15 protein-coding genes are annotated in these 20,360 nt (G+C 70.8%); 7 read left to right on the forward strand and 8 right to left on the reverse strand.

The genetic code is table 11. The features are described from left to right. Positions 1-41: 41 nt before the first annotated feature. On the reverse strand, positions 42-2,864 hold the full coding sequence (gene secA, locus ACWGJY_RS35360) for a preprotein translocase subunit SecA (RefSeq protein WP_453264994.1): 2,823 nt from the start codon (positions 2,862-2,864) through the stop codon (positions 42-44). 252 nt (positions 2,865-3,116) lie between these two features. Here secA and ACWGJY_RS35365 point away from each other — a divergent pair, with 252 nt between their 5' ends. Together ACWGJY_RS35365 and ACWGJY_RS35370 are read left to right on the forward strand one after the other, a co-directional pair. Next, the gene (locus ACWGJY_RS35365; RefSeq protein WP_453264995.1) at positions 3,117-3,740 is read left to right on the forward strand and encodes a GNAT family N-acetyltransferase; all 624 of its coding nucleotides are present in this window, start codon (positions 3,117-3,119) and stop codon (positions 3,738-3,740) included. A gap of 134 nt (positions 3,741-3,874) precedes the next feature. After that, positions 3,875-5,104 carry a winged helix-turn-helix domain-containing protein gene (locus tag ACWGJY_RS35370; RefSeq protein WP_453264996.1) on the forward strand — a complete coding sequence of 410 codons (1,230 nt, stop codon included), beginning with the start codon at positions 3,875-3,877 and terminating at the stop codon, positions 5,102-5,104. A gap of 132 nt (positions 5,105-5,236) precedes the next feature. Here the strand turns inward: ACWGJY_RS35370 and ACWGJY_RS35375 are convergent, their stop codons facing one another. From ACWGJY_RS35375 to mtnA, 7 genes are all read right to left on the reverse strand, one after another. Continuing rightward, a complete protein-coding gene (locus ACWGJY_RS35375) occupies positions 5,237-5,998 on the reverse strand; it encodes a response regulator (RefSeq protein WP_453264997.1) in 762 nt (253 codons plus the stop codon). A gap of 233 nt (positions 5,999-6,231) precedes the next feature. Further along, complete coding sequence (gene hpf, locus ACWGJY_RS35380; RefSeq protein WP_453264998.1) at positions 6,232-6,918, reverse strand: ribosome hibernation-promoting factor, HPF/YfiA family; 687 nt, start codon at positions 6,916-6,918, stop codon at positions 6,232-6,234. Between the two features lie 293 nt (positions 6,919-7,211). Further along, complete coding sequence (locus ACWGJY_RS35385; protein ID WP_453264999.1) at positions 7,212-7,940, reverse strand: ComF family protein; 729 nt, start codon at positions 7,938-7,940, stop codon at positions 7,212-7,214. Positions 7,941-8,300: 360 nt separating this feature from the next. Then, a complete protein-coding gene (locus tag ACWGJY_RS35390; RefSeq protein WP_453265000.1) occupies positions 8,301-10,184 on the reverse strand; it encodes an LpqB family beta-propeller domain-containing protein in 1,884 nt (627 codons plus the stop codon). Further along, entirely contained in the window at positions 10,174-12,225 is a 2,052-nt protein-coding gene (gene mtrB / locus ACWGJY_RS35395) for an MtrAB system histidine kinase MtrB (RefSeq protein WP_453265001.1), read from the reverse strand. The genes ACWGJY_RS35390 and mtrB overlap by 11 nt, the downstream gene beginning before the upstream one ends. Before the next feature lie 64 nt (positions 12,226-12,289). Next, on the reverse strand, positions 12,290-12,967 hold the full coding sequence (gene mtrA, locus ACWGJY_RS35400) for a two-component system response regulator MtrA (RefSeq protein ID WP_262042082.1): 678 nt from the start codon (positions 12,965-12,967) through the stop codon (positions 12,290-12,292). After that, complete coding sequence (gene mtnA, locus ACWGJY_RS35405) at positions 12,964-14,130, reverse strand: S-methyl-5-thioribose-1-phosphate isomerase (protein ID WP_453265002.1); 1,167 nt, start codon at positions 14,128-14,130, stop codon at positions 12,964-12,966. Before mtnA ends, mtrA begins: the two co-directional genes overlap by 4 nt. A gap of 152 nt (positions 14,131-14,282) precedes the next feature. Here mtnA and ACWGJY_RS35410 point away from each other — a divergent pair, with 152 nt between their 5' ends. Genes ACWGJY_RS35410 through ACWGJY_RS35430 form a run of 5 tightly spaced genes read left to right on the forward strand, consistent with a single transcriptional unit; the run spans position 14,283 to position 20,055 of the window. Further along, positions 14,283-15,866, forward strand: coding sequence for a glycerophosphoryl diester phosphodiesterase membrane domain-containing protein (locus ACWGJY_RS35410; RefSeq protein WP_453265003.1), 1,584 nt, complete (start codon positions 14,283-14,285; stop codon positions 15,864-15,866). A gap of 22 nt (positions 15,867-15,888) precedes the next feature. Then, positions 15,889-16,563 (forward strand): DUF4129 domain-containing protein, encoded by a 675-nt coding sequence (locus tag ACWGJY_RS35415; RefSeq protein WP_453265004.1) that lies wholly within the window; start codon positions 15,889-15,891, stop codon positions 16,561-16,563. Beyond that, positions 16,560-17,789, forward strand: coding sequence for a DUF4350 domain-containing protein (locus tag ACWGJY_RS35420; protein ID WP_453265005.1), 1,230 nt, complete (start codon positions 16,560-16,562; stop codon positions 17,787-17,789). The genes ACWGJY_RS35415 and ACWGJY_RS35420 overlap by 4 nt, the downstream gene beginning before the upstream one ends. Then, on the forward strand, positions 17,770-18,735 hold the full coding sequence (locus tag ACWGJY_RS35425; RefSeq protein WP_453265006.1) for an AAA family ATPase: 966 nt from the start codon (positions 17,770-17,772) through the stop codon (positions 18,733-18,735). Before ACWGJY_RS35420 ends, ACWGJY_RS35425 begins: the two co-directional genes overlap by 20 nt. A gap of 9 nt (positions 18,736-18,744) precedes the next feature. Continuing rightward, positions 18,745-20,055, forward strand: coding sequence for a DUF58 domain-containing protein (locus ACWGJY_RS35430; protein WP_453265007.1), 1,311 nt, complete (start codon positions 18,745-18,747; stop codon positions 20,053-20,055). Positions 20,056-20,360: the final 305 nt, after the last annotated feature.

Here is a 20,360-nt window from a genome sequence, read left to right on the forward strand (position 1 = left end):
GTGCGGCACCCCGTACCCGGGGCGCCGCACCGCGCGCCGCCTCACTTCTTGCGGCGGCGTCCGCTGCTCTTCTGGGCCTTGCGCCGCTCCGCACGAGTCAGACCGTCCGACTCGGAACGGGCCGGGCCCGTCTCGTCGTCGCTGATGAAATCGCCCTCGATGACGCTGCCGTCGCCGTCCACCTTGGGGGCGGAGAAGTGCAGCCGGTCCGGCCGCTGCGGCGCCTCCAGGCCCTTGGCGTGGATCTCCGGACGCCCGGCACCGGCAGGCACCACGTCCTTGTCGAGCGAGGCCGGCTCCGCCGCTTCCTGCACCGGGACCTCCTCGACCTGCTGCTCGACCTGGACCTCCAGGTTGAACAGGTAGCCGACGGACTCCTCCTTGATGCCCTCCATCATCGCGGTGAACATGTCGAAGCCCTCGCGCTGGTACTCGACCAGCGGGTCCTTCTGGGCCATCGCCCGCAGGCCGATGCCCTCCTGGAGGTAGTCCATCTCGTAGAGGTGCTCACGCCACTTGCGGTCCAGGACGGACAGCACGACCCGGCGCTCCAGCTCCCGCATGATGTCCGAGCCGAGCTGCTCCTCGCGGCCGGCGTACTGCTCGTGGATGTCGTCCTTGACGGCGTCGGCGATGAACTCGGCGGTGATGCCCGCGCGGTCACCGGCCTCGTCCTCCAGCTCCTCCACCGTCACCTTGACCGGGTAGAGCTGCTTGAACGCGCCCCACAGACGGTCCAGGTCCCACTCCTCGGCGAAGCCCTCGACCGTCTCCGCCTGGATGTAGGCGTCGATGGTGTCTTCCATGAAGTGCTTGACCTGGTCCTGCAGGTCCTCGCCCTCCAGGACACGACGGCGCTCGCCGTAGATGACCTCACGCTGGCGGTTGAGCACCTCGTCGTACTTCAGGACGTTCTTCCGCGTCTCGAAGTTCTGCTGCTCGACCTGCGACTGGGCGGAGGCGATCGCCCGCGTCACCATCTTGTTCTCGATCGGGACGTCGTCGGGGACATTGGCCATCGCCATGACCCGCTCGACCATCTGCGCCTTGAACAGCCGCATCAGGTCGTCACCCAGGGAGAGGTAGAACCGCGACTCGCCGGGGTCGCCCTGACGGCCGGAACGGCCGCGCAGCTGGTTGTCGATCCGCCGCGACTCATGCCGCTCGGTGCCCAGGACATAGAGCCCGCCGAGCTCCTTGACCTCTTCGAACTCCGCCTTGACCGCGGCCTCGGCGCGCTCCAGGGCGGCGGGCAGCGCGGCCGCCCACTCCTCGACGTGCTCGACCGGGTCCAGGCCGCGCTGGCGCAGCTCCGCCTCGGCGAGGTCGTCGGGGTTGCCGCCGAGCTTGATGTCCGTACCACGGCCGGCCATGTTCGTGGCGACCGTCACGGCGCCCTTGCGGCCGGCCTGGGCGATGATCGGCGCCTCACGGTCGTGCTGCTTGGCGTTGAGCACCTCATGGACGACACCGCGCTTGTTGAGCTGCTGGGAGAGGTACTCGGACTTCTCGACCGAGGTCGTGCCGACCAGGATCGGCTGTCCCTTGCCGTGCTTTTCGACGATGTCCTCGACCACCGCGTCGAACTTCGCGGGCTCGGTGCGGTAGATCAGGTCCGCCTGGTCCAGACGGACCATCGGGCGGTTCGTCGGGATCGGGACGACACCGAGCTTGTAGATCTGGTGGAACTCGGCGGCCTCGGTCATGGCCGTACCGGTCATGCCGGAGAGCTTGCCGTAGAGGCGGAAGAAGTTCTGCAGGGTGATCGTGGCGAGGGTCTGGTTCTCGTCCTTGATCTCCACCCCCTCCTTCGCCTCGATGGCCTGGTGCATGCCCTCGTTGTAACGGCGGCCGGCGAGGATACGGCCGGTGTGCTCGTCGACGATCATGACTTCGCCGTCGATGACGACGTAGTCCTTGTCGTTCTTGAAGAGCTCCTTGGCCTTGATCGCGTTGTTGAGGTAACCGACGAGCGGGGTGTTCACCGACTCGTACAGGTTGTCGATGCCGAGCCAGTCCTCGACCTTGCTGACACCGGACTCGTGGATGCCGACGGTGCGCTTCTTCTCGTCGACGTCGTAGTCGCCGGTCTCCTCGATGCCGCGCTGCGGGTTGGCGGCCTCGCCCCGCTTGAGGCGGCGCACCAACTTGGCGAAGTCGCCGTACCACTTGGTGGCCGAGTCCGCCGGGCCGGAGATGATCAACGGCGTACGGGCCTCGTCGACGAGGATCGAGTCGACCTCGTCGACGATCGCGAAGTTATGGCCCCGCTGGACGAGTTCGTCCTGCGACCAGGCCATGTTGTCACGCAGATAGTCGAAGCCGAACTCGTTGTTCGTGCCGTACGTGATGTCGCAGTTGTACTGCTCACGGCGCTGGGCCGGCGTCATGTCGGCGAGGATGCAACCGACCGACAGGCCCAGGAACTTGTGGACGCGGCCCATCATCTCGGAGTCACGCTCGGCCAGGTAGTCATTGACCGTGATGAGGTGGACGCCCTTGCCGGACAGCGCGTTCAGGTACGCCGGGAGGGTACCGACCAGGGTCTTGCCCTCACCGGTCTTCATCTCGGCGACGTACCCCAGGTGAAGGGCCGCGCCGCCCATCAGCTGGACGTCGTAGTGCCGCTGGCCGAGGACGCGCTTGGCGCCCTCACGGACAGTGGCGAACGCCTCGGGCAGCAGGTCATCGAGGCTCTCGCCGTCGGCGCAGCGCTCTTTGTACTCATCCGTGAGCGCCCGCAGCTCGGCGTCGGAGAGAGCCGCGAAATCCTCCTCGATGGAGTTGACCTGGCCCGCGATGCGCTGCAGTTTGCGCAGGATCTTTCCTTCGCCTGCACGCATGATCTTCGTCAAGACGGACACTAGGGCTGGTCTCCTTGCCGGTCGGGCCTGCACGGTCGAGTGCGCGGGCGCGGCATTTTTCCAAGGGGGCAGGCCCCGCCGCAACGGCCATCGTAAAGGAGGACGCTGCCGGGCCGGGAGGTCCGCCGCAGCGAACCTGGCTGCCCCCTCCCCAGCGTGAACGCACGAGCCCGCGAGAAGGTGCCGGTCAGGTGCCGGGAATCACGCCGAAAACCCTTCGCCACGCTCGCCGCGAGCTTGCAGACTCAGGCCATGAAGCCCGTCGCCCTCGCCACCGAGCGTCTTGTGCTGCGCCCTTTCGAGCCCTCCGACACGGCCGCGGTGCATGCCGCGTGCCAGGATCCCGACATTCTGCGCTGGACGAGCGTCCCCTCACCGTACGGCGTCGAGGAGGCGGAGCGGTTCGTCGGCACGGTCGTCCCCGAGGGCTGGCGCGACGACACCGCGTACCACTTCGCCGTCGTCTCCCGGGCGGACGGCTCACTGGTCGGCGCGATGGGCCTGGTGCGTCTCGCGCGGCTGCACACCCCCGAACGGCAGGCCGAACTGGGCTACTGGACCGCCAAGGAGCACCGCGGCCGGGGCTACACCGTCGAGGCGGCCGGCGCGGTGCTGCGCTGGGCCTTCGGTGACCTGGGGGTGGAGCGCATGGAGTGGCACGCGGAGGCCGGGAACGAAGGCTCCCGGGCGGTGGCCAGCAAGCTCGGCTTCCGGATGGAGGGCACGCAGCGCGCCAAGCTGGTGCTCGGGGGCACCCGCCGGGACGTCTGGACCGGCTCCCTGCTCCCGTCCGACCTGCCCGAAAAGCCCGCACCGTCCGGCGCCGCCGGCGCTTCCGTCACGGCCGGGACACCATATCTGCCCTACCCCGGCTGAAACGCGGGCCGCGTGGACCGTGCCGCCGCAGCCCCGCCCCGCCGGCACGGTCCCGGCCGGGCGCGCACCCGCACCACCAGTGGTGATTCCCACGCCCGAGCCCGTTGTCAGTGCCCGCCCCTACCCTTTGCCGCATGACCGCCGTGACGCAGCCACCGCCTCTGCCGCAGCCTGTGACCACCCTGTCCCGCGACGACGCCCGGCGCCTGGCGCTGCGGGCCCAGGGACTGCTGGGCGCGCCCGACCGCCGGGCGGGTGTGCGCGGAGTACTGCGGCATCTGGGCGCGGTGCAGTTGGACACGATCTCGGTGCTGGCCCGTTCCCATGAGCTGGTGCCGTACGCCCGGCTCGGCGCCGTGGGCCGCACCGCCGTCGAGGCCGCCTACTGGACCACGGCCCCTTCCGGCGCGCCCGCGGCACGACCCCACAGCTTCGAATACTGGTCGCACGCCGCCTGCATCCTGCCCATCGAGGAGTGGCCGCACTTCGCCTTCCGCCGGCGGGCCCGGCGCGCCAAGGGCCACCGCTGGCATGTCATGGAGGACTCCGCGCGCTCCTGTGCCGCCGTCCTGGACCGCCTGAAGGCCGACGGCCCGCTGACCACCTCGGAGCTGGGCGGCGGGCGGAACGGCGGCGAGTGGTGGGACTGGTCCGAGACCAAGATCGCGGTGGAATGGCTGCTGGACACCGGCGAGGTGGTCTGTACCCAACGCCGAGCCTGGAAGCGCGTCTACGACCTCGCCGAGCGCGCCGTCCCTGACAGCCTGCTCCACGACGATCTCGACGACGCCGGGTGCCTCCGCCGCCTGGTCGCGCAGGCCGGGGCGGCCATGGGGGTGGCCACCCGCGCCGACCTCGCGGATTACCACCGGCTCAAGGCCGAGCAGGTCGATGCCGTCGTCGCGGACTGTGGTCTGGTCCCGGTCGAGGTCGAGGGCTGGGGAAAGCCCGCCTGGGCCGACCCCGCCGCGCTGGCCGCCCCGCCCCGCGGCCGTCATCGCACGACCTTGCTCTCGCCCTTCGACTCCCTGGTCTGGGACCGGCCGCGCACGGAGCGGATCTTCGGCTTCACGCACCGCCTGGAGGCGTATGTCCCACGCCCCAAGCGGATCCACGGGTATTTCGCGATGCCACTGCTGGCCGGTGGTCAGCTGGTGGGCCGGGTGGACCCGGCGCGCGAGGGCAGCACCCTCGTCGCCCGCCAGGTCTCGATGCAGGGCCCCAAGGCCGTCGCCCCGATGGCTCGGGCGCTTCAGGAGGCCGCGACCTGGGTGGACTGCGACTCCGTACGCATCGAGCGCTGCGACGACCGGAAACTGGCCGACGCCCTGCGCGCGGAACTCACCCACGCGGGCGACCGGTGAGCACCGGCCGTTGACTCCGGGGGCGCGCCCGTCCCCGGCCACACGGCGGCACCGCGAGCACCGGCCGGGTCGCCCCCCGGCCCTGGCGATCCGGCCGAACGGGCCGCGACCCGGCCGGTCCGGCCGCCCCCGTCACCGGATCTCGAGAATCTTCTCCCGCATCGCGTACACCACCGCTTCCATCCGGGAGTGCAGTTGCAGCTTCTCCAGGATGTTGCGGACGTGGTTCTTCACCGTGTTCTCGGAGATGAAGAGTTCCTTGGCGATATCGCGGTTGTTCATGCCCGTGGCGACCAGCTTGAGGACCTCCAGCTCACGGTCGGTGAGCCGGGGCGCGGGCACCAGCCTGCGCTCGTCCGTACGCTGGATCATCGACTTGAACTCCGTCAGGAGCTTGGACGCCATCGACGGGCTGATCTGCGACTGGCCGTCCGCCACCGCGCGGATCGCGGTCGCCACCTCGTCGGTGGAGATCTCCTTGAGGAGGTAGCCGGTGGCGCCTGCCTTGATCGCGTCGTAGAGATCGGCCTCTTCGTCACTGATCGTGAGCATGATGATCTTTGCGCTGGGGGCCACCTCCTTGATGGAGGTACACGCCTCGATTCCGCCGCGCTTGGGCATCCGTACGTCCATCAGCACGATGTCGGGCAGCAGATCCGCGGCCTTGTCGACCGCCTCCGCCCCGTCCCCCGCCTCGCCGACGACCTGGATGTCCTCCTCCTGGGCCAGAACGATCTCCAGACCGCGCCGGAAGAGTGCGTGATCGTCCACGACCAGGACCCGGATCGGCTCCTTGCGCGGCATGCTGACGGCCCGGCCGGCCCCGTCGTCGCCCCCGGCACCGTTGTGGTCATTGTCCGCGGCGTCGCGCACGGGCCCGAAAGTGTCCCCCATTGGTCCTCCCCGTCAACTACTCGGCCGTAAGGCCCGAGCTTGGAAATAAGGCTGGTTGACAACAGCCCCCTGCGGCCGGCCCGATCAATGTCATACGACCGTCTCCCCGGCATGTCGCCGCTTCGTGTCCACATACTCCCTGGCTGGCACAAACACTATACGGCTTCAACTCCTGCCTTCTCCGGGCGCGATGGTGCCCCCGGCGTACGCCGGGGGCACCGAGCGGGTGGGGTTCAGCCGCCCAGCGCGCCGCCTGCGCCGCCGGGCTCCTCCTCCCCGAACAGATCGGGGTTCAAGTGGATGACGCCGTAGTCGTAGGCGTGCCGCCGGTAGACCACACTCGGCAGCTTGGTGTCGGCGTCGACGAAGAGGTAGAAGTCGTGCCCGACCAACTCCATCTCGTTGAGCGCCTGGTCGAGCAGCATCGGCGCGGCCGAGTGGGTCTTCTCGCGGACGATCAGGGGGCCTTCACCCTGGACGTCGATCGAGCCCATCCGGGTGGTCGGCACCTTCTGGTCGGCCTCGGCGGCGAGTTCGCCGTTGGTGTTCAGGCTCGCGGCGTCGGGCACGCTGACCGCGACCTCACTTGCCGGGATGCGGCCGTTGCCGCGACGCGAGTAGCGCTTGTCGTGCTGCTTCCGCAGACGCGCCTCGAGCTTCGCGGTGGCCAGATCCAGCGCGGCGTACGGATCGGCTGCGGCGGCCTCGGCCCGGACCACCGGGCCACGGGAGCGGAGGGTGATCTCCACTCGATCGGAACGGTCGGCCTGCCGCGGGTTGGGCTCCTTGGACACCTCGACGTCCAGGCTGATCACCTTGGCGTCGAGCTTCTGGACTTTGTCCAGCTTCAGCTTCTCGGCCACGTGCTTGCGGAACCGCTCGGGCACCTCTGTCTTGCGGCCCTTGACGACGATGTCCACGCAGAACTCCGTTCCCGGATCGCTCCGCTCTTCAAGCGGAGCAATTCCTTCTTGCACCAGGCTCCGGTGGTTGCCGAAGCCTCGGACTTGGCGACTTTCACCTCCTCCTCCCCCGACGACCAGCTCTCCACTCCCCCGATTTCAGGGTCGCTGCAAAAGCCCCTGAACGCATTCATCGCGACATTCGAGGCAAAACACTCGCCAAGTCCTCACAACCGAACATAGCTCTCCCGGACGGATGTCGGCACCCCCTCGGAGCGCCCGGCTCCATTTGGGTGACTTTTCCTCCTCGCCTACGTCCCACGTGGTAGTGGCTCCTTCGGTTCGCCCTCGGCCGCGAAGGCACTGCGGGGCGCCGCTACCACTGCCGCCCCGCTCACCCGGCCGCCTGCCGCCGCGATCGCCCGCGCCGCCTCGGCGAGCGTGGCCCCCGTGGTCACCAGATCGTCCACCAGTACGGCTGACCGCCCCGTCAGCAGCCTCCCGGCCATGCCCGGCACCTCCAGTGCACCGGTCATGTTCGCCAGCCGCTGCCGGGCACTCAGCCCCGCCTGATCGGCCACCGCACGACGCTGCCGCAGCACCACGAGCACCCGGGCCGCCGTCCCCGCCCGCCGCAGCTCACCGGCCGCCGCCAGCGCGATCCGGCGCACCGGATCATGGCCCCGTCCGGCCACCGACCTCCGGGCCGAGGGCACCGGCACCAACAGCTGGGGCCCGCCGTCCGCCCCCAGGCCTCGCACGGCCCCGGCCAGCACCTTCCCCAGCGGTCCGGCCAACCGCAGCGCACCCCGCTCCTTGTGGGCCAGCAGCACCGCCCGCACCTCATCGGCGTACGGCGCCCCCGCCCACACCCGAGGCAGCCCCGCCGGACCCGGCCACGGCCGCACCCGCCGGGCCCCGCGCCCGTCCCGCGCAAGCACCCGACGACACTCCGCACACAGCTCCGTACGCGGCCGGCCGCACCCCGCACAGTCGACCGGCAGCACCAGACCGGCCAGTTCACGCCACACCCCCTGCATGACTCCACTGTCCCGCCGTCCACGCCTGGCCACCACCCCTGTGGATAACCGCGGCCTCGGGCCTGCGGAGCCGGGTGGGGACTGGAGGCGGCGGGGCCGGGGCCGGGGGTGTGGGCCTGCCGGACTGCCTCGGACTGCCGGACTGCGGGGTCGTGGGGCTGCGGGACTGCGGATCAGCCGTACGGACACGCGGACACCTCGCGGCAGGCCGAACGCACCGCACACCCCGCCCGGAACCGGCCGCCCGTGGCCGCCGATGCCGGGCCGGTGCCGGCTCACCCGCGCCGCCCGATCACCGACGGCCGGCACCATCAGTCACCAGCCACCAGCCACCGATGACGATCGCCGTCACCGTCACCGTCACCCGGGATAGACCGGCGCCGTCCCGTCCTTCGCCACGGTCTTCCAGTTCGCGTCCGGAGGCAGCCGCACAATGCCCTCCGTGGCATCGGCGATGAGCGGCCTGGTCTCGTCCTCCGAGGCCGCCACGGCTATGACGCCGTTGACACCGGGCAGGGTCTGCGCGTTGGACGCCGAGCCGTCGGTCTCCATGAACTGCATCTGCTGCACCCCGCCGGACTCCCGCCCGACGACCACCAGCCGGCTGCCGCCCGCCCAGGATGCGGCCACCACATCCTCCAATTGCGGGGCGATCGGCCGGAGTTCCTGCACCGAAAGCACCGGATGCGTGGAACTGCCTTCCCGCTCGACCCGGCCCAGCTGCAGCGTCGTACGGCCCTTGTCCTCCACCAGGATCGCGATCCGGATACCGTCGGCGGCCACCTTGATCGCCTTGATCCGGCGCCCGCCGAGACCGGGCACCGCCACCTTCTCGGGGGTGCCCTTGCCCTCGCGCAGCCGCAGCAGCCGCGAACCGTGCGCATCGCGGTCCGCGACCCACAGGTCGCCCAGGCCGTCCCAACTCGGCGCCGTCAGCCCCATATCGGGATTCTTGGCCGAACCGGTGCTGGTCAGCAGCGGATCGCCGCGCTCGATGCCGTCCTCCAGAGCGGCCACATACAGGGAGCGCCCATCGCTCGACACCCCGGCCGCGGTGTCCTCGCCGCGCGAGATGGCGACCGACCGCAGCGGGTTCTTGCCCGTTCCGAACGGCCCGCGCACCGGCGTCGGTTCGGTCGCGGAGTCCGACATGGCGACGACCTTGTGGTCGGCGTCGATGAAGTACTCCCTGCCGGAACGCCTGGTGCCCGGGGACGGGGCGAAGTCACGCTCGGCCTGCTCCTGGGACAGCGCACACAGCACGTTGCCGCTGTGGTCCTGGAGCTCCACCTCACTGACCTTCGAAGCCCGCGTCATGTCCTGCACGGTGAAGAAGAGCTGAGCCGCCATCTGCTTGCACTGGGCCGCGTCGGTGTTCACCGCGGCCTTGTTGAGCTTGACGTGCAGCGCGTTCGAGTCGTCCAGCGCCAGATCATGCGCGGCGAGCCGGGTGCCGCGCGGAAACGCCGATGTCGTCACCTGGTTCAGCCAGTCGGTGGGCCCGGACAGCAGCGCCTCCACACTGGCCGTGATCGGCTTTATCCGCTGCCGCAGATAGACCGGGTCCGCGACGAGTACGTTCCGGCCGGCCTTCGGCTGCCCCGACTCCGAGTTGTAGGACGCGAAGTAGTACTTGTTGACGGAGCGGTAGATGCGCTGGAAGTCGGACAGCCCGAGCACCAGCCCGTTGGGCAGCCGGTCGATACGCCACTGTCCGTCCTCCTTGATGAGGTGGATCGTCTGGCGGTACGGCTTCTCCTCGGGGGTGTAGGCGTGGCTGTCGTCCACCGCCGCCACCTGGCTGCCGGAAAGGGTGACGGTGTAGCCGTTCGAGTCCTCCCGGTTGGGCAGCGCCTTCGGCTCGGGCTTCGGGCGCTCCTGGAGCACATTGGTGACCTGGAACGGCCGCCAGGTCCGCTTCGCCGGCTTGGCCAGATACTGGATGGCCGTACGGAAATCCGCCTCGTCGCTGGTCGTGGCGTCGAGGAAACTGCGCACGATGTTGGTCGGCTGTGCACCGTCCTGCGGAGGCACTCCGTAGACCCGCACCTGCGACTCGCCGTCGGAGCGCGGCGACTGGTCGACCGCCGTGACGTCCCCGCTGTCGGGCATCGACGCGCACCCGGCCAGCAGCGCCGCCGCACAGCCGAGCAGCAGAAATTTCCGCGCCGGCCCGGCTCCCCGGCGGGCGCGTGTACGGGACCCGGTCCCCGCCCCGCGCTCGCCTCCGCGCTCAGTGTCCACGCAGCCCGCCTTCCCGATCCACGCCCCGTTCGGCCTTCCGCCCGGCCCCGCCCTCGCGGGCCGGCCCGTCGGTGCGCGCACGCTCCTCGCGCGCCGCCTCCTCGCTCCGTACGTCCCCGCCCTGCGGCACCACACGGGCGCCGTTGCCGGGCGCTGCCGTCGGATCGGCCGCCGGCCAGGCCACCTTCGGTTCCGGGGCCAGGACTGCCGCGTCGCCTGCCGGTGAGACACCCGTCTGCACCGGGATCGTGGACGCCTTACGGTCCGAGCCGGCACGCGGCTGTCCCGTCTCGTCCAGCCCGCGGTGGCGCCGCGAGTCCTCCGGCTCCAGGGGAATCGGGGACCCGCGCAGCGTCTCACCGGCCGTACGGGGCAGCGTCAGCCGGAACTGCGAGCCGCCGCCCGGCTCGCCCCAGGCCTGCAGCCAGCCGCCGTGCAGCCGGGCGTCCTCGACGGCGATGGACAAACCCAGGCCCGTACCGCCGGTCGTGCGCGCCCGTGCCGGGTCCGCACGCCAGAAACGGTTGAAGACGCGGGTGGCCTCGCCGGGCTTGAGGCCGACGCCGTAGTCCCGCACCGCGACGGCCACCGCGCCGCCGCTCCGGCTGCCCGCCGACGCCAGCCGCACCACCACATCGCGGCCCTCGCCGTGCTCCACGGCGTTGACGACGAGATTGCGCAGTATGCGCTCCACCCGGCGGGTGTCGGCCTCGGCGATAACGGGCTGCTCGGCGCCGCGCACCACTATCCGGGTGCCCTTGCGCTCGGCGAGCGGCTCGGCCCCCTCGATGACACGGTGCACCACATCGCGCAGGTCGATCGGCTCGGCCTCCAGCGCGGCCGCGCCGGCGTCGAACCGGCTGATCTCCAGCAGCTCTGCGAGCAGCGATTCGAAGCGGTCGAGCTGGCCGCGCAGCAGTTCGGCGGAGCGCGCGGTGGCGGGATCGAACTCGTCCCGCACCTCATGGATGACATCGGCCGCCATCCGTACGGTCGTCAGCGGCGTCCGCAGCTCATGCGAGACATCGGAGACGAAACGGCGCTGCATTCGGGACAGCTCCTCCAGCTGCTGGATCTTGACCTGGAGGTTCTGCGCCATCTTGTTGAAGGACTCACCGAGCCGGGCGATGTCGTCCTCGCCGGTCACCTTCATCCGCTCCTGGAGGAGGCCGGCGGCCAGCCGCTCGGAGATCCCCGCGGCCATCCGTACGGGGGTGACGACCTGGCGCACCACCAGCCAGGCGATCGCGCCGAGCAGGATCACGACGAACACCCCGGCCGTCGCCAGCGTCCCCGTCACCAGCTTGAGCGACTCCTCTTCCTGACTGAACGGGAAGAGGTAGTAAAGCTGGCATTGGTTGCTGTTTACATCGTTGAGGCGCTTGCCGATGATCAGCGCCGGCACCCCGTCGTCCGACCCGATGCGCTTGATCTCGGTGTACTGGCGGAACGTCCCGGACTTGGTGTCCAGCTTCCGCCGCAGCTCAGGGGGCACGCTCCGCTCGGGATCGACATCGCCGGAGGCACGCGGACCGCGGGTGCCGGGGCTGGAGTCGCCGAACGGTTCGTCGGAGTCGGAGCTGAGCGCCACGACGGAGAAGACGCCCTGTCCGCCACTGGCGAGCTGTTCGACCAGGCCGGTCAGCCAGGTCGCGGAGTCCGGGGTGCCGCGGTTTCCGGTGCGCGCGGTGTCGTCGGGCCGGGTGCCGTCGGCACCGTCGGCCATCTTCTGGGCGACGCTGAAGCCGCCCACGGCTTGGCTCTGCGCGGCCTGCGCCTTGGCCGTGAGCAGGCCGTTACGGACCTGACCGACGACCACGACACCGAGCAGCAGCACCACGGCCAGCGACATCAGGAGCGTGGTCGCCACCACGCGCAGCTGGATATTGCGTCGCCACAGCCGCAGGGCAGGCAACAGAGGCCGCCGCACCCAGCGACTGAACAGCCGGAGCAGAGGGTGGACCGGTCCGCTCACCGCCCCGTCGGGCAGCAGCTGCCCACCGCGCAGCAGCCGGGCGACCAGCCTCCCCGAAAAGGACATATCGCCCGCCGGGTCGACGGTCCGCCCCCGCTTTCCCTCCGGGGCCGAACCGTCCCGGATCATCTCAGCTGGGCCCGGCCTTGTAGCCGACCCCGCGCACGGTCACCACGATCTCCGGCCGCTCCGGGTCCCTCTCGACCTTGGAGCGCAGCCGCTGCACGTGGACATTGACCAGCCGGGTGTCGGCGGCGTGCCGATAGCCCCAGACCTGCTCGAGCAGCACCTCGCGCGTGAACACCTGCCACGGCTTGCGCGCCAGCGCCACCAGCAGATCGAACTCCAGCGGGGTCAGCGCGATCGACTGCCCGTCACGCTTGACCGAGTGACCCGCCACATCGATGACCAGGTCACCGATCGCCAGCTGCTCGGGCGTCGGCTCCTCCGAACGCCGCAGCCGCGCCCGGATACGGGCCACCAGCTCCTTCGGCTTGAACGGCTTGACGATGTAGTCGTCCGCGCCCGACTCGAGCCCGACCACCACATCCACCGTGTCGCTCTTGGCGGTCAGCATGACGATCGGCACCCCGGACTCGGCCCGGATCAGCCGGCACACCTCGATACCGTCCCGCCCCGGCAGCATCAGATCGAGAAGTACAAGATCGGGCTTCGCCTCGCGGAAGGCCGCAAGGGCCTTGTCACCGTCCGACACAAACGACGGCTCAAAACCTTCGCCACGCAGCACGATGCCAAGCATCTCTGCCAGTGCGGTGTCGTCGTCGACGACCAGGACGCGTCCCTTCATTCGGCCATCATCCCATTACCTGATCGTGACTTACTCCATCGTGACGTGGAACACACCTCTGCCAGCCCGCTCCGGGTCACCGGCGACACCACTCCGGCCTCCGTGACGATCGCCGTCACCAGCTCCGCCGGAGTGACGTCGAAGGCCGGGTTGTAGGCCTGTGCGCCCAGCGGAGCCACCGGTATGCCCGTGCCCGCCTCCGCCCCGGGCCCCTGCACATACGGCAACGAGAACTCCGTCACTTCCTGGCCCGGCCGCTGCTCCACCTCGATGTCCGACCCCTCCTCGGTCTCCAGATCCACCGTGCTGGTCGGTGCCACCACCACGAACGGAACGTGGTGGTACCGCGCCAGCACCGCCAGTGGATAGCTGCCGACCTTGTTGGCCACCGATCCGTCCGCCGCGATCCGGTCCGCGCCGATCAGCACCGCATCCACCTCACCCCCGGCGAACAGCGACCCTGCCGCACCGTCCGAGAGCACCGTGTACGCCATACCCGCCCGCGCCGCCTCGTAGGCGGTCAGTCGCGCCCCCTGCAGCAGCGGCCGCGTCTCGTCCACCCACAGCCGGCGCAGCTCACCGGCCCGGTGCGCCGCCAGCGCCACCGCCAGGGCGGTGCCCTCGCCCCCGGACACCAGCGCGCCCGTATTGCAGTGGGTGAGAATCCGGTGGCCGCCGCCCGGCAGCAGCTCGCCCAGCAGCGCCAGCCCGTGCTCCGCCATCCGAGCGCTGGCCTCGATGTCCTCGGCATGCACGGCCCGCGCCTCGGCCAGCGCCGCGGCTGCCTGAGCACCGGCCCCGCCGGCCGCCGCGGCGCGGTACGCCGCAGCCGCCCGCCGCACGCCGTAGCCCAGATTGACCGCGGTCGGCCGGGCCTGGGCCAGCAACTCCACCGCCTCGTCCACGTCGAAGCCCCGCGCAGCGGCCAGCGCGACGCCATAGGCGCCCGCGATGCCCAGCAGCGGAGCCCCGCGGACAGCCAGCGTCCGGATCGCCTGAACCAGCGCCGGTACGTCCGTGCAGACCAGCTCGGTCTCCTCCGCCGGCAGCCGGGTCTGGTCGAGCAGTACCAATACGGGCCCCTCGGGCGGCTCCCCCCAACGCAACGACGGAATGGCGAGCGCCCCGGCGCCCGGCTCGGATACCTCGTACTGATCGCCCATCCGCTCAGTCTGCCGTCGACCGCCCCTCGAACAGAAGGTCCCCTCCCGCTCCGGGCCCCCGTACACAACATCGGCCGCCATGACACGATGACTGCCACCGCGGACCCCGGACCCCGGCCGCCCCGGCGGACGGGCAGCAAGAAGGAGCGACGATGAACAACTCTCCGGGCTGGGCCTCGCCCGGATCCACTCCCTCCGACGAGCCGGCCCGCGGCACACAGGAGCAGCCCTCTCAGGAGGAGCAGACCGTCCCTGGCGGGCAGTCGTCCCCGCCGAACTGGTCCAAGCAACAGCCGCCCGCCGGCCAGTGGTCGGCCCCCACCGGAATCCCCGGCCAGAGCGGCCCGCATGGCGGCACCGGCCGGAACACGGCAGGTGACCGCACCCGTGCCTGGTCGCCTGGGCCCGCCGGTCCCGGCTGGGGCGGCCATCCCGGCAGTCAGCCCCCCTGGGGCGGCGCCTGGGCCCCGGGACCGCAGGCCGCCAAGCCCGGCGTCATCCCACTGCGCCCGCTCGCCGTCGGCGAGATACTCGACGGCGCGGTCGCCACCATGCGCGCCCACTGGCGCACCGTCCTCGGTATCTCGTTGATCGTCGCCGTCGTCGCGCAGACGGCCATCACCATGGTCACCGGCCTCTGGTTCCAGAACGGCGGCCGCGAGCCCTCCCTGACGAACGACAATATCCCGCCGCTCCGCGAAACCCTGTACGAGATGGGCAATTCGCTCGCCGGCACCGGCATCACCTCGGCGATCGGGCTGCTCGCCACCATCATCGTCACCGGGCTGCTCACCATGGTCGTGAGCCGTGCCGTCCTGGGCCGCTCGGTGACCGCGGGGGAGGCCTGGCGCGATGCGCGTACCCAGCTCCCGCGCCTGCTCGGGCTGCTTGTCCTGCTGCCGCTGTTCTTCGCGGCGACAGTCATGGTCGGCATGGCTCCCGGCCTCATCCTCACCGCCACCGGAACGGTGGAAGCGGGCCTGCTCCTCACCATGCTCGGCGGCCTCGCCGCAAGCGTCGTGAGCATCTGGCTGGCCATCCGCTACAGCCTCGCCTCCCCGGCCCTGATGCTGGAGAAGCAGGGCGTCATCGCCGCCATGCGCCGCTCCGCGAAGCTCGTACGGGGCGCCTGGTGGCGAGTGCTGGGCGTACAGCTCCTCACCTTGCTCCTGACCGGCATCGTCGCGTTCATCATCCAGATCCCGGCCACCATCATCGCCTTCCTCGTCGACGGCGAGAGCCTCATGGACTGGGCGAACGGCACCAGCGACACCACCAGCTGGTCGTTCCTGATCGTGCTCGGCGTCGGAGCCGTCATCAGCTCCACCATCACCTTCCCGATCAGCGCCGGCGTCACCGCGCTCCTGTACGTGGACCAGCGCATCCGCCGCGAGGCACTCGACCTCGAACTCGCCCGCGCCGCGGGCCTCCCCGGCTACGGCGCCGACACCCCCGCCGCACACCCGGCCACGCCCGCTCCCGCGGCCACGGACATGCGCGCCGGCAGCACGCCACCAGCGCCTGCCCCGGCCTCCGCTGCCGCTCCCGCAGGCGGAGCGAAGTCGGACGGCTCCACGCCGGAGGGCCCCACGGCAGACGACGGCTCCCCGGCCGAAGGCAACGACGCAAGCGCCCCCGAGCCGGGCACCACACCTCCGGGCGACACCACGCCCAGGGACGACGTACCCACCGATGGCTCCGGGCAACGCCCCCACGACACCGCGCCGGGAAGCTGATGCGGTGACCAGAGGGGGGAACATGGCCGCGCTCGGACGACTCATGGCGCGCTCCGACGACGACATACCGGTGCGGACTCCACGCGTCCCCGCCCGCGAGGCGGCCGAGCGCGAACTGTCCGACCCCCGGTACCACCAGCACGACCCCAACCCGCTCCAGCGGGCCCTTGACTGGCTCTGGGCACGCGTCGACGAGCTCTTCCACGCGGCCGCCGGCACCACACCGGGCGGCTGGACCGGTCTCCTCGCCATCGCCGCATTCGTCGTTCTGCTGGTCGTCGCCCTCCGGTTGCGGCTCGGTGCGGTGCGCCGCACGCCGACCACGAGCGGCGCGCTCTTCGCCGACACGCCCCGCACCGCCGCCGAACACCGCTCCTCAGCGGACCGGCACGCCACGGAAGGCCGCTGGAACCAGGCGATCCAGGACCGGATGCGCGCCCTCGTCCTCGCCCTGGAAGAGCGCACCCTCCTCACCCCCGGCCCAGGCCGCACCGCCGACGAGGCCGCCACCGAAGCCGGCCGGGCTTTCCCCGCATACGCCGACCGGCTGCGCACCGCGGCCCGCACCTTTGACGACGTCACATACGGCGGCCGCCCCGGCACAGAACGGGCGTACACACTCCTGACCAGCCTCGATACCGAACTGCAGCACACCAAGCCCGACCTGGCCACCACCCCGACCAGGAGCCGCGGATGACGACGGCCACCCCGGACACTCCCGCGCTCACTCCCACCGCTCGTGGTCTGTGGACCCGGTCCCGCGGGCCACTGCTCGCGCTTCTGCTGCTCGTCGTCAGCGGTGTCGTCCTCGGCGCCGTGCAGTCCGGCGAACAGCACGGCCGGCTCGACCCCCGGTCCGCTGACCGGACCGGAAGCCGGGCCATCGCCCAACTTCTGGCCGCCCACGGTGTCTCCACCCAGGTCGTGACCACCTCGGAAGAGGCCGCCGCCGCGGCCGGCCCCGACACCACGCTGCTCGTCTCCGACCCCGACGTGCTGACACAGGATCAGCTGACGGGTCTGCACACCGCGACCGCACACACCCCCGGCCGCACCGTCCTGCTCGCCCCCGGCACCTCGCCCCTGGAAACCTTCACCCCCGGCGTCCGGATGGAACCCCCGGTCCCTGTCTCGGCACGCCGGCCCGCCTGTTCCCTGCCGGACGCCCGGCGCGCGGGCAGTGCCCTCCTCGGCGGCCTCCGCTACGCGACGGCCGCCGGCGGAGCCGACCGCTGCTACCTCAGCGGCGGCCGTCCCACCCTGCTGCGTCTGCCGGCCCCCGACACCGGCCGGGACACCGTGCTTCTCGGCTCCGCCGATCTCCTCTACAACCAGCACCTCGCCGAGCACGGCAACGCCTCGCTGGCCCTTCAACTCCTCGGTACGCACAAGCATCTGGTCTGGTACCTCCCCTCCGTGAGCGACCCGTCGTCCGCTCAGGACCCACAGCGCGGCTTTCTCGACCTCATCCCTTCCGGCTGGCGCTGGGCCCTGCTCCAACTCGCCTTCGCCGCCGTATGCGCAGCCTTGTGGCGCGCCCGCCGCCTCGGCCCCTTGGTTGCGGAAAAGCTCCCCGTCACCGTCCCGGCCGCCGAGACGACCGAGGGCCATGCCCGCCTCTACGAACAGGCCAACGCCCGCGACCGAGCTGCCGCCGTTCTGCGCTCCGCGACCCGCATGCGACTCGCTCCCCTCCTCGGCGTGTCCTCGGCACACGCCCACACCGCCGACATCCTTTTGCCCGCCCTTCACTCCCACTTGACCGCCACACCCGGCGCCGAAGCAGCCCTCCATGCCCTGCTCTTCGGCCCGGCTCCCGCGGACGACAGAGCCTTGGTGCACCTGGCCGACCAACTCGACGCACTCGAATCCTCGATCGTTTCCCAAGAGAGGCACGCCCCCCGTGAGCACCCCGACCGCTGACAGCGCCCGCACCTCCCTGGAGGATCTGCGCACCGAGATAGCCAAGGCCGTCGTAGGCCAGGACCCCGCCGTCACCGGGCTGGTCGTCGCACTCCTCTGCCGCGGTCATGTGCTCCTCGAAGGCGCCCCCGGCGTCGCCAAGACCCTGCTCGTACGCGCCCTGTCGGCCGCCCTTGAACTCGACACCAAGCGGGTCCAGTTCACTCCTGATCTGATGCCGAGTGATGTCACCGGCTCACTGGTCTACGACGCCCGCAGTGCCGAGTTCTCCTTCCAGCCGGGCCCCGTCTTCACCAACCTCCTGCTCGCCGATGAGATCAACCGCACGCCTCCCAAAACCCAGGCTTCTCTGCTGGAAGCGATGGAAGAGCGGCAAGTGACCGTCGACGGCACGGCCCGTCCCCTCCCCGAGCCGTTTCTGGTGGCTGCCACACAGAACCCCGTGGAGTACGAGGGCACTTACCCGCTTCCCGAGGCTCAGCTCGACCGATTCCTGCTGAAGCTGACGGTGCCGTTCCCCGCCCGTCACGACGAGATAGACATCCTCACCCGCCATGCGGCCGGCTTCAGCCCCCGCGACCTCGGCGCCGCGGGACTGCGCCCTGTTGCCTCCACCGCCGACCTCGATGCCGCCCGAGCCGCGGTCGCCAAGACCGCCGTCTCCCCCGAAGTCACCGGCTATATCGTCGATATCTGCCGTGCCACCCGCGAATCCCCCTCGCTCTCTCTTGGCGTCTCCCCCCGAGGCGCCACCGCCCTGCTCTCCACGTCACGGGCCTGGGCCTGGCTCACCGGCCGCGACTATGTCACCCCTGACGACGTCAAGGCCCTTGCCCTTCCCACGCTCCGACATCGCGTCCAGCTCCGCCCTGAAGCGGAGATGGAAGGAGTCACCGCAGACTCCGTGATCAACGCCGTACTCGCTCATCTCCCCGTCCCCCGCTGAGACGACGCCGTGGCCCTCACCGGACGCACCGCCCTCATCTCCGCACTCGGAGCCCTCTTCGTCGGCTTCGTTCTGCCGAGCTGGCTCGGCATCCTCACCGTCCAGCTCGTCCTGCTGATAGCAATCTTGTGCGATCTCGCGCTTGCCGCGCCAGTGCGAAAGCTCCATTTCACCCGAACCGGTGACACAACAGTTCGACTCGCAGGTGAAGCCCGCACACATCTCGCCGTCTCCAATCCGAGCCGCCGCACCCTGCGGGCCCAGATCCGTGACGCCTGGCCCCCGAGCTCCTTCCGCCCCGGCTCGGACTTCCCCGCATCCCGCCACACCGTGCGCATCCCCGCCGCCGAACGCCGCCGACTCATCACAACGCTCCACCCCACCCGCCGCGGTGACCATCACGCCGTCCGCGTCACGGTCCGCTCCTACGGCCCGCTCGGCCTGGCAGCACGCCAAGGAAGCCGGCACGTCCCCGGGACGCTGCGCGTATTGCCGCCTTTCACCAGCCGCAAGCACCTTCCGGGCAAGCTCGCCCGGCTCCGCGAGCTCGACGGCCGCACCAGCATCCTGACCCGTGGCGAAGGCACCGAATTCGACAGCCTCCGCGACTACACCCCCGGCGACGACACCCGCTCCATCGATTGGCGCGCCACCGCTCGGCGGCAGAACCTCGCGGTCCGCACCTGGCGTCCCGAACGCGACCGACGCATCCTGCTCGTCCTGGAGACCGGCCGCACCTCCGCCGGCCGCGTCGGCGACATTCCCCGTCTCGACGCTTCCATGGACGCCGCCTTGCTGCTCGGCGCCCTCGCCACCCGCGCAGGCGACCGCGTGGACCTGCTCGCCTACGACCGCCGCATACGCGCCTCCGTACAAGGCCGCACGGCACGCGATGTTCTCCCGGCCCTGACCGAAGCGCTGGCACCCCTCGAATCCGAGTTGGTCGAGGCCGACGCCCGCGGTCTGGCCGCCGCAATCCACCGCCGCACCCCGCGGCGGTCCCTCGTCGTGCTCTTCACCGGCCTGGACGCGGCTCCCGTGGAGGAGGCGCTCCTCCCTGTCCTCCCCGGCCTCACCCAACGCAATGAACTGATCGTCGCGGCCGTGGCGGACCCCCGCATCGAGGAGATGGCCGCCGGCCGTCACACCCCCCAGGCCGTCTACGCGGCAGCCGCCGCGGAACAGGCCCACGCCGCCCGCCGTCACACCGCAGACCGCCTCCGCCACCACGGCATCACCGTCATCGATTCCCCCCCGGCCCGCCTGGCCCCCGACCTGGCCGACGCCTACCTCACCCTCAAGTCCACCGGCCGCCTGTAGCTCCGCAGCTTGTCCTCCCACCGCACCGGAGAATGGCCCACGCCCACACAAGCCACAGGGGGCACTCGGGGGCACGGGTCGGGATCACGGAATGCCGTTACGAGGCGACCCCGACCTACGTCAGGTCGCTGCCTTCCTTTCCTTCGGGCACCCCCGCCGCTCCCTCCAGCGCTCAAGAACGCGGTGGAAGCGGATAGCCGTCAGCCTCAGCCCCCGTTATGTTTTCCGCGGCTCCGCAACGGGGCCGCTGGCCTCTGGGCCCGGCATGACTGTTGCCCCCTGTCGAAGGCATGACCTGGGGGGTG

It is taken from the genome of Streptomyces sp. NPDC054765, assembly GCF_053612065.1.